This is a genomic window from Microcoleus sp. AS-A8 (assembly GCA_039962225.1).
In the GTDB taxonomy this organism is placed as follows: Bacteria; Cyanobacteriota; Cyanobacteriia; order Cyanobacteriales; family Coleofasciculaceae; genus Allocoleopsis.
On sequence record JAMPKV010000004.1, the window covers coordinates 356,640 to 368,706 of the forward strand.

A 12,067-nucleotide genomic window follows, 5' to 3' on the forward strand; every position below is an offset into this window, starting at 1 on the left:
ACCCGTTTCAGGATTTCCTGTTGTTCAAACTCTTGAGCTAGTTAAGTTTGGGATTGCAAAGCCAACATCTTTATTTTTAGAGGAAAACTCTCTAGTCGCTAACCCTAATCCCTAATGCCCTGGAACAATTAGCCATTACTAATCAGCACTTGTAATAAAAAAGGGTAGCGTACCTCTACGCTACCCTGTGAGTGATTGCAATGACAAAATTAAGAACTAAGTAAGCCAGGAACCCTACTTTAAAGTCCCTCTTACGCCTCCCTAGGCTATAGCCGCGATCTTAACGTCGTTATTCGCTAAAAGTTCTTGCAGTTCATCGGAATCCACTGTTTCTTTCTCAATCAACATTCCGGCTAATTTGTCAAGAATGTGCTTGTTGCCGAGTAAGACATTCTTAGCGCGTCCGTAAGCTTCATCCACCAGCCTACGCACTTCTTCATCAATGGTAGCCGCTGTTGTATCCGAGAAATCTCGGTCTGAGGCAATCTCCCGACCCAAGAACATATTGCCATTCTGGCGTCCTAGAGCGACAGGGCCTAAGCGATCGCTCATGCCAAAGCGAGTCACCATTTGCCGTGCTACGCGAGTCACCTGTTGCAAGTCGTTGGAAGCACCGGTGGTGACTTCTTCTTCACCGAAGATAATCTCTTCCGCAAGGCGACCGCCCAAAGCCACTGCCATTTGGTTTTGCAGGTAAGAGCGGGAATATAAACCCGTATCCATCCGGTCTTCACTCGGTGTGAACCAAGTCAAACCACCGGCACGACCGCGAGGGATAATGCTAATTTTCTGCACTGGGTCATAATCCGGCATCAAGGCACCCACCAACGCGTGACCGGCTTCGTGATAGGCAACCAGCGTCTTGCGCTTCTCGCTCATCACGCGGTCTTTCTTCTCTGGCCCTGCCAACACGCGATCGATCGCATCGTTCACCTCATCCATCGAGATTTCCGTGAGGTTGCGACGTGCTGCCAAAATTGCCGCTTCATTCAACAGGTTGGATAAATCCGCACCGGTGAACCCAGGAGTCCGACGCGCAATTTTCTCCAAGTCCACATCCTTCGCCAGTGTCTTACCGCGAGCATGAACTCTGAGAATTTCCAAACGTCCCGCATAATCCGGGCGATCAACAACCACCTGACGGTCAAATCGACCGGGACGCAATAGAGCGGCATCCAAAACATCTGGGCGGTTGGTGGCAGCAATAATAATGATGCCTGTATTCCCCTCAAAACCATCCATCTCGGTGAGTAACTGGTTGAGGGTTTGCTCCCGCTCATCGTTACCGCCGCCTAAACCTGCTCCCCGTTGACGCCCTACGGCATCAATTTCATCGATGAACACGATACAAGGAGCATTCGTCTTCGCTTGCTCGAACAAGTCACGCACGCGAGAAGCACCGACGCCCACAAACATCTCGACGAACTCAGAACCAGAGATGGAGAAGAAGGGCACGCCAGCTTCACCTGCAACGGCACGAGCGAGGAGGGTTTTACCCGTTCCCGGAGGGCCAACCAACAGCACGCCTTTGGGAATTTTGGCTCCAACAGCGGTGAAGCGATCGGCATTTTTCAGGAAGTCAACGACTTCATTGAGTTCCAGCTTGGCTTGGTCAATCCCTGCGACATCCCCAAAGGTCACCTGAGTTTGAGGCTCCATCTGCACTCTCGCTCTGGATTTGCCAAAGTTCATCGCCTGAGAACCGGGGCCATTCTGAGCGCGGCGCAGCAAGAAAAACAATCCCACTAGCAGGAGGACTGGGAAGAACAGGCTGCTTAATGCTCTAAACCAAAAGCTTTCATCACTCTGGGGCAGAACAGAAATGTCCTCAACTTTTTCAGCGAGTATGCTGATGAGCTGAGGGTCATTGGGCAAGTTGACCAAGACTTGCTTGCCGTCTTGAGCTGTGACGAGTGCTCGGGTGCGATCGGCACTGAGCTTAACCGTCTCAATTTTGCCGTCTTGAACTTCCTGTATCAGCTTGCTGTACTTCCAAGTCTCCCGGCTTTGGGAGGGTTTATCTAAAAATGCTGTCCCTAAGGCAATGACTACGATTGCTAATAGCGCGTATAGCCCTGCGTTTCTCCACTTCTTATTCACTACTTACTTATCCTCCTAAGGCTTAGGATGTCGGAACGTCGAATGGGTTTCTTAATATTAACTAATGTTAACGTCTCTCAGGATTAGTTGGCGAAATTGTATTCACAATTGCTTTTTCCTCTTCTAATGGTCTTCTTTATGGTAATATGCCTGACTCCAGACTGTGGCAGAAAGCCGATCGGGAGTTCGCTTAAAAGTAATGTCTTCATCCTTAGGGTAGAGGTTCGTGGTGTTGTCGCCACAGACTCTGCAATAACTCCAGTGTCGGGTGAAAGGCGTCGTAGGAGAGAGACTGGGAGGACGTCAGGACGGTGTGGATGGGAATCACTTCTATAACACTGTTGGTGTAGGCGATCGCTTCAAACTGCAACACCCGTTCCCAATCCCAAGGGGCTTCGCGAACCGGATAATCCTGTGTTTTAAGCCAGTCCATGAGTTGCGATCGCACCACGCCCGGTAAGATACCCGCAGCTAAGGGTGGCGTCCACCAACATCCCCCTTGCCAGCCCCAAAGATTGCCCGTGTTCGTCTCTAACCAACTCCCCGTAGCATCTACTAAAATCGCCTCAGCCGCCCCCTGCTGCCGTGCCGCTTGTCCAGCCAGCCAAGCCGAGAGATAGTTCCCTGTTTTATGAGCCGCAAGCGATCGCCAATACTCAGGGGCAAATGCCCCCCATGCGGTAATGCCTTGCTGTTGGCGTTGTGCCAAGTCAGGGGGGAGAGAACGTCCGGTAATCCACTCCCGCCCATCAGGGAAAATTGTGATTCTGAGAACCGCATAAGATGCACTTAATTGCTCTGCCCCACAGCGTAACCGCTCCCAGTCGGGTTGTTGCCAGCCGAAGGTTTGCAAGCTGGAGGTGAGGCGATCGCCATGACCCCTCCAATTTGTCAGGGGATGCTGCAACGACTGCTGATAAACGCGCAGCGTTGTAAAAACAGTGGCACCATAAAGTAAGCCAGGGTTATCAATGGTGAGTTCCAGCCTACCGCCACGAATGAGCCGACCGTCATACCAGAACAACGTTTTTCCTGTTATATCGCTTGCGTTTATAGAATCATTATTAATTTTGCCCCCCAGCTCCCCCACTCTCCCACTGGCAACGGGTGGGTTATTTCTACCTGGATGCACTAGGGGGTTTGACGCTGTGGATAGCTACCAATTGCCTGTGATTATCGCGATCGCAAATCGCATTAATTCTTGCCTGTTGCTGGGGTCGTAACTGCTGATAGATTTGCATAAACTCCTGATAGGAGTAATCTTCCATCAGGGCGTACATCTCACCCAATGTTTCAGCACAGAGCATTGCGTTCTTGAGGGGTGCGATGGCTTCGTGAGAATTCATCCTTAGTTCGGCAGACTCCGAAAACAGATTTTACTACTACTAGGCGTGTTTACTGGTAAATTTTCCTTAATTCTTAAGAAGTATCCCTTGCTCCAGTCAAGTTATTCCGTTAATGTTATTCTCTCGTCAAACTTTTTTAAAGATTCACAAGATGTAGAGACAAATCAATCAACAATCATATCTAGGATGAGATTAATTGGCTGACACTCCAGGGAATTCGGTAGCTGAGTCGCGATCGCCTCAGGGTCATCAATATATATAACCAGCGGGATTGAAAAAATCCAATTGACTCCATGATTGGGGGACTTTTTCAGAAATCAACTGCATCCAGCAATTAACCTAAGACAAGTTTTTATCAACCAGTAGCCTGTGCAAGCTGAATGCGACTTAATTCTCGACAAGCCGTTAGCCAAGTAGCTAGAGTACCAGCTTTGTGACTCTCTCCATGCAATACCTGAAGCGATAGGTGTCAACAGTGTCTGGAAGGCTGACTCATACCTCTATGAAAAATCGTTTTTTTTCCTATTTCGCGGCTTCATTGACAGTCGCGAGCATTCTGGCAACCAACTGGGTGATTGATCACTCAGAACGAGACCGCTTCCAGCAACGTAATCGCGCCGATGTTCTCAATCAACTCAGTGCCGTCAGAGCTCGTCTCGAAGGGAAGTTAAACCAGCGACTTTTTCTGTCACGGGGTTTAGTTGCTTACATCTCTACCATCAATCCGGAGATTGATCGCGAAAAATTTGACAACCTTGCCAAAGTCATCGTGGCGCAGCAAGCGGGTATCCGTGGCGTAGCCCTATATAAAAATACGGTTATTACTTATATGTATCCCTTAGCGGGCTGGGAAAAAGCGATCGGGTTTGACCCGATGGCCATTCCAGCCGAACGAGAAGCCATTAAACGGGCGATTAAAACCAAACAAAGTATCTTTGCAGGGCCGATTGACCTAGTGCCAACTGGGGTGGGATTCATCAGTCGTACCCCAATTTTCCTCACGCCTCCCAATGCGGCGGCTGAAAGCGGTCAATTTTGGGGCATGGTGGGCATTATCATCGACCGGGATACCCTGTTTCAAGAAGCCGGACTGCTCGACCCTGATGCTAACCTCCAGTACGCTATACGCGGCAAAGACGGATTAGGAGCGGATGGGGAGATATTTTTCGGAGATGCCAAAATTTTTCAGGGAGAACCCGTCACCTTAGAGGTAACTCTGCCCAATGGTTCCTGGCAGTTAGCTGCCATTCCAGTACGAGGATGGGCGAAAAGTGATCCCATTTCTCAATGGTTTTGGCTGGGGGGTGGGTTGCTTGCTGTGTTGGCGGGAGGCTTGGTGTTCATTTTAGTTAGTGCTCCGGCGCAATTGCGAAAAGTTGTGGAACGAGCAACAGCCGCACTCAGAGAGAGTGAGGAGGCGCTGTTGCAGGCGAATGCTGATTTGCAACGCTTGGATAAGCTCAAAGATGAGTTTTTGGCGAATACGTCCCATGAACTACGTACCCCCCTGAATGGGATTATTGGCATTGCCGAGTCCCTGATGGATGAGGTGACAGGCTCACTGCCACAAGCCACTCGTTTCAATCTCAGCCTAATCGTTTCCAGTGGTCGGCGTCTCGCTACCCTGGTCAATGATATTCTGGATTTTTCTAAACTGAAGCACGAAACTATTGAATTGCAACTCAAGCCAGTGGAAATGCGATCGCTGGCAGAAGTTGTGTTGACGCTCTGCCAGCCTCTAATTGGGCAAAAAAAATTACAGTTAATTAACCGTATTTCCCCAAATCTACCGGCGGTGAATGCGGATGAAAATCGTATGCAACAGATTCTGCATAACTTAGTCGGTAATGCGATTAAATTTACAGACAGTGGCCTGATCGAAATTTCAGCCGAATTAACTGGGGAAGGAAATCCTAATTCCCAAATGGCGATTACTATCTCTGATACAGGGATTGGTATTCCAGAAGATAAACACGATCGCATTTTTGAATCCTTTGAACAAGCTGATGGAACAACTGCACGTCAGTACGGCGGTACGGGTTTAGGGCTAGCTATTACTAAAACTTTAGTGGAGTTACATGGGGGAAAAATTGGTGTTGAATCTACCCTGGGTGTTGGGTCACGGTTTACGTTTACCCTCCCCTTATCACAAGGGTTGAACACTGGCATGTTGAAGGGTGAAAGTTCCCCACAACCTACCAACTTGCAACTTGCCAACTTGCAACCTATCAACCTGCAACCTATCAACCTGCAACCTATCAACCTGCAACCGAAAACCTCTGATGGCTCGACGTTCCAAATTTTAATTGTGGATGATGAGCCTGTGAATCGTCAGGTCTTCACTAATTATTTATCATTGCAAAACTATACTATTAGCCAAGCCAGCAATGGTCTAGAAGCATTAGAGTTATTGGAAAGTGGGTTTAAACCTGACTTGATTTTATTAGATGTGATGATGCCCCGATTGACGGGTTATGAAGTCACGCGGAAAATCCGGGAAACTTGGCAAGCGAATGAATTGCCAATTTTGCTCTTGAGTGCTAAAAATCAAGTCTCCGATTTAGTAGTGGGATTAGACGTGGGGGCGAATGATTATTTAACGAAACCAATCTCTAAAGATGAACTTCTCGCTCGCCTTAAAACTCACTTAAATATCAAGCAACTCAAAGCGGAAAACTTACGTCTGGCGACTGAATTGGAAATCACACGCCAACTTCAGCAGATGCTATTACCTAGAGAACGGGAACTGGGAACCATTGCCGGCTTAGATATTGCTGGCTTTATGGAGCCGGCTGAGGAGGTTGGTGGTGACTACTATGACGTACTCAAGTACAATGGCAACCTTAAAATTGGCATTGGCGATGTAACCGGACATGGTCTGGAAAGTGGAGTATTAATGGTTATGGTGCAAACGGCTGTACGGACTTTGTTGTGCAACAACGAAACCGACCCTGTTAAATTTTTAAGTACTGTTAATCGGACGATTTACGACAACGTACAACGTATGAATTCTGATAAAAACCTGAGTCTTTCCTTGTTGGACTATAAACAAGGTCAACTGTGTTTAAGTGGACAGCATGAAGAGATGATTGTGGTGCGTGCTGACGGCTCTTTGGAGCGGATCGATACAATTGATTTAGGCTTCCCGATTGGTTTGGAGGAAGACATTGGTGAGTTTATCGCTCACACTCAGGTGCAGCTTCATCCAGGAGATGTGGTTGTCCTCTATACTGACGGAATTACGGAGGCGGAAAATTTAGCGGGAGAGCAATACGGAATTGAAAGATTATGTGAAGTAGTTAGAGACAACAGGCAACAAACTGCGGAGCAAATCAAGCAGACAGTGCTTGATAATGTGCGAGCGCACATCGGCCAGCAAAAAGTTTATGACGACATTACTTTGCTGGTACTTAAACAAAAGTAGTCATTTTTTGGAAAAGGGATGACATTGATCAGTTGATAGCTTGATTTGTTCTAACCTCAAACCTGCACTTTTCAATCTTTAACTTTTTGTTCAATGACCAATGACCAAAATCGATATGACTCAGATATTTGGTGACTTTAGTGACAACTTGCCTGACGGTCAGGAAGGTCTGACCATGGTATTTTCACCAACCTCTGTCTCACTCAAGCAGCGCTGGCGCAATAATGGTTTGTCTGCGGATTTTATGGCGGACTATTTTGCCACGTTTTTTCCTGGTAGTGAAGAGGCTAACTCTGAAACGGCGACCCAAAATCAAGTCAAAAGTGCTGTTAGTTTTATCGCCAATGAGTTATTAGAAAATGCCATGAAGTTTAACGACGAATCATTACCCCAGCAGATCAGTATCAGACTCCAAATGGATAGCCACAGACTTGTTTTCCTGGCAACTAATAGTGTGCATCCCCAAAGAGTCAAGAAGTTCCAGCAATTCATCCAAGAGTTATCCACCTCAGACCCTAGCGAGTTATACCTTCACCATCTGGAAAAAGATACGGAAGACATCAACGAAAACCACTCTGGATTAGGCTTGCTAACCATGATTAATGATTATCAAGCCAAGCTCGGCTGGAAGTTTGAGATGGTTGATCAAAACCCGGATGCGCTCGCCGTCACTACAATGGTGCAGTTAACAGTATAGGTCACTAAAACGATGATAAGGAGTTCATTCGTCATGGAGATTCAGTCTAAAGATTACAGCATCTTTTACGACTCAGTGACCGAAACAATTAGCTGCCAGGGTTCACTTCGTTTAAATGGGATGGAAGAGTATGCACCCATCGTACAGTTACTCAATGACGTAGCTGATCATGACCCACCGACGTTGACTCTGAATTTACGAAATCTAGAATTTCTTAACAGTTCAGGGATTAATGTGATCTCGAAGTTCGTGATTAAGGTACGTCAGAAAGGAACGATGCAAATGGTGGTTCTAGGATCTAAGAACATTCCTTGGCAGGGGAAGTCGTTAAAGAATTTGCAACGTTTGATGCCAAAATTGCAACTGGAATTAGAATGATTATTCTATCAGGTGCATCGTTCGATATGGACTATACCGATAAAGTCGCTTTTATGAAAGCCCAACCCTTATGGCGATGCAGGCAGAACAACTATCATCAGAACACTTACTTCTAGAAATAGAAAGGCTACGTCAAGAACTAGAAGCCGTGAAGCGGGATAAGGTCGATCTGGAAATTTTACTGGAAACGACGACAATTCATGCTGATGCGATAGACGTTCTGTTGCATGAGTCGAATCAACAACTCCAAGCTGAAATTGCTGAACGCCAACGTGCCGAGGCGGCTCTCCATGCTTGTGCCATGGAGCTTCAATCTTTTTTAGACACTTTAGCCAGGGACAAGGCAGACTTAGAACTGTTGTTAGAAACAACAACAGAACACGGTGATACGGTAGAAAATTGGTTGTACAACCAGGCAGAGGAGGCGGTAGTGAATGGGCACAAGAGGTTGGCTCAATTTTTGGACGCTGTGCCGATCGGGGTGTTCGTTCTTGATGCCACTGGGAAACCCTACTACGCCAATAAAATGGCACAGCAAATCCTGGGACAAAAGCGCGCACCAGGAACGAGCGCCCCTAACTTGCCAGAGAGCAGTCAAATTTATGTAGCGGGAAGCAATCAGTTGTACCCATGCGATCGCCGACCTATTTTGCGGGCATTAAGTGGTGAAAGTGGCACGATTGATGATATGGAAATTCGCCAAGGAGACAAGGTTATCCCCTTAGAGGTGTGGGCCACTCCAATTTTTGATGAAAAGGGCAGAGTTGAGTATGCGATCGCCGCGTTTCAAGACATTACCGAGCGCCAAAAAGCTGAAGCCGAGCGGCTCAAATTCACTTCAGAACTGTTTCAACTCAACCATGCCTTCTCCCGCTTTGTCCCGCGCCAGTTTCTTCAGTTTTTAGATAAAGAAAGCATTGTCGATGTCCAATTAGGTGACCACGTACAAAAGGAGATGTCGGTGTTATTCGCGGATATTCGCGACTTTACCACCCTCTCCGAAAGTATGACCCCAGAAGAAAATTTTACATTTATTAATGCTTATTTAAGTCGCATGGAACCTGCGATTCTAGAAAATCAGGGTTTTATTGATAAATATATGGGCGATGGGATTATGGCACTGTTTAATAAAGGTGCTGATAACGCTTTGAAAGCGGCGATTTCTATGCTGCAACGTCTGGCTGAATATAATAAAGGCCGTGCTAAAGCTGGCTACATTCCCATTCGGGTTGGCATTGGCATCAATACAGGGTCACTCATGTTAGGCACGGTGGGGGGATACTCCCGAATGGACAGTACAGTGATTAGTGATACAGTTAACTTAGCGTCTCGGATTGAAGGATTGACGAAAGAGTATGGGGTATCTTTGTTAATTTCTCACGATACTTTTTCACAATTACACGATGCGAATCAATATGCTTTTCGCCTCATTGATCGAGTGAAAGTTAAGGGTAAATTAGCGGCGGTGAGTGTCTATGAAGTGTTTGAGGCCGATCCGCCTAAAATTCGAGAGAGTAAGTTAGCCACAAAAACCGCTTTTGAAGAGGCATTGTTACTCTATAATCTGCATTCTTTCAAAAGTGCGTCCCAACTGTTTGAAGAATGCCTGCACTTAAACCCAGAGGATACTGTCGCACAAATTTATCTCGCACGATGTCAAAGAATGGATAGTACGTTAAGGTCTAACTCCAAAGGGTGATAGTTATCAAGAACGATGAACTAAGAGTTAGGCTTAAAAGCTGCCTCTTATCAAGAGGCTCTCAAGGGGGATGGGTTCCCATCCTGTTCCCTGACATTTGCTTAAGGGGCATGGAGAGTAGTACTATTATAGATTGTGCCCTTATTAAAGTTAGTCCATGCCGAAACTAAAAACGCGCCGAGCAGCGGCCAAACGTTTTAAAGCTACTGGTAGTGGCAAAATTTCACGCCGCAAAGCGTTTAAAAACCACATGCTAGAACACAAAAACTCATCTCGGAGACGGCGTCTGTCTCAGAAAGCACTTGTCAATGAACGCGACGCTGAAAATGTACATTTGATGCTGCCCTATTTGTAGATATTAGGGATGGGTGACAAGGGAGCAAACTGAGATGGCTGTTTTACCCTGTTGCCTGCACTAGCATTGAACCACTGACAGGTGTCTGCCTGTCCTACCCAGTAACAACTTACAACTGACAACGAATCATGACACGGGTAAAACGCGGTAACGTCGCTCGGAAACGACGCAAAAAAATTCTGAAGCTGGCTAAAGGGTTCCGGGGTTCTCATTCCACGCTGTTTCGCACGGCGAATCAACAGGTGATGAAGGCGCTACGGAACGCCTATCGCGATCGCAAAAAGCGCAAGCGGGATTTTCGTCGCCTGTGGATTACTCGCATTAACGCCGCAGCGAGAATGAATGGCGTAAGCTATAGCCAACTGATGGGTTTGATGAAAAAAGCCAACATTCAGCTAAACCGCAAGATGCTGGCTCAGTTAGCTGTACTCGATCCAACCAGCTTTAATCAAGTGGTGGAATTGGCGAATCAAGCTGGGAAATGAAGGATGGATAATGGGTAATGGGGTAGACTCTTGCCCAGTCCCCACCCCCTAATCCCCAGTCCTAACAAAGATAGCCAATGGGGTTTAACCGCAAGTTCTTCAGCTTTAGTGTTGTCGTTGCATGGGTGGCGCTATCTTTGGTGACACCTCCATCAGTTTTTAGTGCTGAGCTCAACGAGATTCAGCAGCGGGGTGAGTTAATTGTTGCCGTAAAAGACAATCTGCGCCCCTTGGGTTTCCGTGACGCGGCGGGGAATTTGCAAGGGCTAGAAATTGATATTGCTAAACGTCTAGCTGAAGAACTGTTGGGAAAACCAAATGCTGTGGTTTTGCAGCCGGTGAAAAATACGGATCGGCTGAAGATGATATTTGAAGGTAAAGTGGATCTTGCGATCGCCAGAGTGACGGCAACGGAGTCCCGTTCTCGATTAGTAGACTTTAGTAGACCGTATTACTTAGATGGTACGGGATTTGTGACAAAGGATGCTTCAATCCTTCAGTTAAATGATCTAACCACAAAGACAATTGCAGTCGTTAAAGGCTCTAGTACAATTCCGGTAGTGAAGCATAACTTACCCAACGCGAAGCTGGTAGGGGTAGAGTCCTATGAACAGGCGCGATCAATTTTGGAAAAAGAAGGTGCCGATGCCTTTGCGGGTGATAATAGCGTCCTGACGGGCTGGGTTCAGGAATATCCTCAGTATCGGATGCTGCCAGTGCGGCTTTCGGCTCAAGCTTTGTGTGTCGTGATGCCCAAGGGGTTGCAGTACGCCAAACTGTACCAACGCGTAAATGAAGCGATCGCTCGTTGGCAAGAGTCGGGTTGGCTAGCCGAACGCATTGCCACTTGGGGTTTACCATAATTAAAGGATGAAGGATGGAGGATGGAGGATGAAGAATACATCTTCATCCTAATGGGCAAGTGTGAATTCTAATTTTTCATACTTCATCCTTGACACTTCATACTTTTATTAGAGTTTCAAAAATGATGGAGAATTCGCTTCCAATTGTTTATTTGTTTACATTGCTAGTGCTGCTGGGCGCGGCTGGGTGGGCGATTGTTCGGCAAGTCCTCAAAACTCGTAAAATTGAAACCACTCTTTCACGGCTAGAAAACAAGCTCAAGAAAGAGCGAGGAACCGTTCAAGAGTATTACGAGTTGGGCAGCATCTATGCTGATAAGAAAATGTTTGCCCAATCGATCGGTTTGTTCCAAAAAGCACTCAAGGGTGTAGATATTGAGGAAGAAAACCTTGCCCCTGTACATAATGCTCTAGGCTTTTCTTACTTTGCACAAGAACAATATGATATTGCCATTCGTGAGTACAAAGAGGCTCTAAAGTTAGATCCAGGATATGTCACAGCGCTCAACAATTTGGGTCATGTTTATGAGCGTAAAAAGTTAACGGCTCAAGCCTTACAAACTTATGAAGAAGCGCTCAAGTATGAACCTGATAATGCAACGGCGAAGCGTCGATCTGAGTCACTGCGTAAGCGGCTTGTACCTTCGTCTTAAGGTAGGCTGAGCTTCACAAGCGTTTAGATTAATAGAACTTCAGGGACACTCTTTGGAGTGTCCTTTT

The 12,067-nt window shown here is 46.7% G+C and carries 11 protein-coding genes; 8 read left to right on the forward strand and 3 right to left on the reverse strand.

Annotated features, from left to right (window positions below; genetic code table 11):
• Positions 1-261 precede the first annotated feature (261 nt).
• The 3 genes from ftsH3 to NDI48_08920 all read right to left on the reverse strand — a co-directional run bounded on the left by ftsH3 (position 262) and on the right by NDI48_08920 (position 3,446).
• Positions 262-2,100, reverse strand: a complete 1,839-nt coding sequence (ftsH3, locus tag NDI48_08910; protein ID MEP0831328.1) for an ATP-dependent zinc metalloprotease FtsH3 — start codon at positions 2,098-2,100, stop codon at positions 262-264.
• Positions 2,101-2,311: 211 nt separating this feature from the next.
• A complete protein-coding gene (locus NDI48_08915; protein ID MEP0831329.1) occupies positions 2,312-3,124 on the reverse strand; it encodes an aminotransferase class IV in 813 nt (270 codons plus the stop codon).
• A gap of 94 nt (positions 3,125-3,218) precedes the next feature.
• Positions 3,219-3,446: a hypothetical protein gene (locus NDI48_08920; GenBank protein MEP0831330.1), complete on the reverse strand. Its 228-nt coding sequence runs from the start codon at positions 3,444-3,446 to the stop codon at positions 3,219-3,221.
• A gap of 502 nt (positions 3,447-3,948) precedes the next feature.
• Here NDI48_08920 and NDI48_08925 point away from each other — a divergent pair.
• From NDI48_08925 to NDI48_08960, 8 genes are all read left to right on the forward strand, one after another.
• Positions 3,949-6,870 carry a SpoIIE family protein phosphatase gene (locus NDI48_08925; GenBank protein ID MEP0831331.1) on the forward strand — a complete coding sequence of 974 codons (2,922 nt, stop codon included), beginning with the start codon at positions 3,949-3,951 and terminating at the stop codon, positions 6,868-6,870.
• Positions 6,871-6,970: 100 nt separating this feature from the next.
• Positions 6,971-7,567, forward strand: coding sequence for a DUF6272 family protein (locus NDI48_08930; GenBank protein ID MEP0831332.1), 597 nt, complete (start codon positions 6,971-6,973; stop codon positions 7,565-7,567).
• A 33-nt stretch (positions 7,568-7,600) separates the two neighbouring features.
• A complete protein-coding gene (locus NDI48_08935; protein ID MEP0831333.1) occupies positions 7,601-7,945 on the forward strand; it encodes a hypothetical protein in 345 nt (114 codons plus the stop codon).
• Between the two features lie 70 nt (positions 7,946-8,015).
• Positions 8,016-9,644 carry a PAS domain S-box protein gene (locus NDI48_08940; GenBank protein ID MEP0831334.1) on the forward strand — a complete coding sequence of 543 codons (1,629 nt, stop codon included), beginning with the start codon at positions 8,016-8,018 and terminating at the stop codon, positions 9,642-9,644.
• A 157-nt stretch (positions 9,645-9,801) separates the two neighbouring features.
• Positions 9,802-9,999, forward strand: a complete 198-nt coding sequence (rpmI, locus tag NDI48_08945) for a 50S ribosomal protein L35 (protein MEP0831335.1) — start codon at positions 9,802-9,804, stop codon at positions 9,997-9,999.
• Between the two features lie 128 nt (positions 10,000-10,127).
• Complete coding sequence (gene rplT / locus NDI48_08950; GenBank protein ID MEP0831336.1) at positions 10,128-10,484, forward strand: 50S ribosomal protein L20; 357 nt, start codon at positions 10,128-10,130, stop codon at positions 10,482-10,484.
• Between the two features lie 77 nt (positions 10,485-10,561).
• Positions 10,562-11,347, forward strand: a complete 786-nt coding sequence (locus tag NDI48_08955) for a transporter substrate-binding domain-containing protein (GenBank protein ID MEP0831337.1) — start codon at positions 10,562-10,564, stop codon at positions 11,345-11,347.
• Between the two features lie 125 nt (positions 11,348-11,472).
• The gene (locus tag NDI48_08960; protein ID MEP0831338.1) at positions 11,473-12,000 is read left to right on the forward strand and encodes a tetratricopeptide repeat protein; all 528 of its coding nucleotides are present in this window, start codon (positions 11,473-11,475) and stop codon (positions 11,998-12,000) included.
• Positions 12,001-12,067 lie beyond the last annotated feature (67 nt).

Excerpts from the sequence above, each read along its gene's own strand:
- NDI48_08920 (MEP0831330.1), bottom strand. The coding sequence starts at position 3,446 with ATGAATTCTCACGAAGCCATCGCACCCCTCAAGAACGCAATGCTCTGT.
- NDI48_08925 (MEP0831331.1), top strand. The coding sequence starts at position 3,949 with ATGAAAAATCGTTTTTTTTCCTATTTCGCGGCTTCATTGACAGTCGCG.
- NDI48_08930 (MEP0831332.1), top strand. The coding sequence starts at position 6,971 with ATGACCAAAATCGATATGACTCAGATATTTGGTGACTTTAGTGACAAC.
- NDI48_08935 (MEP0831333.1), top strand. The coding sequence starts at position 7,601 with ATGGAGATTCAGTCTAAAGATTACAGCATCTTTTACGACTCAGTGACC.
- NDI48_08940 (MEP0831334.1), top strand. The coding sequence starts at position 8,016 with ATGGCGATGCAGGCAGAACAACTATCATCAGAACACTTACTTCTAGAA.
- rpmI (MEP0831335.1), top strand. The coding sequence starts at position 9,802 with ATGCCGAAACTAAAAACGCGCCGAGCAGCGGCCAAACGTTTTAAAGCT.
- rplT (MEP0831336.1), top strand. The coding sequence starts at position 10,128 with ATGACACGGGTAAAACGCGGTAACGTCGCTCGGAAACGACGCAAAAAA.
- NDI48_08955 (MEP0831337.1), top strand. The coding sequence starts at position 10,562 with ATGGGGTTTAACCGCAAGTTCTTCAGCTTTAGTGTTGTCGTTGCATGG.
- NDI48_08960 (MEP0831338.1), top strand. The coding sequence starts at position 11,473 with ATGGAGAATTCGCTTCCAATTGTTTATTTGTTTACATTGCTAGTGCTG.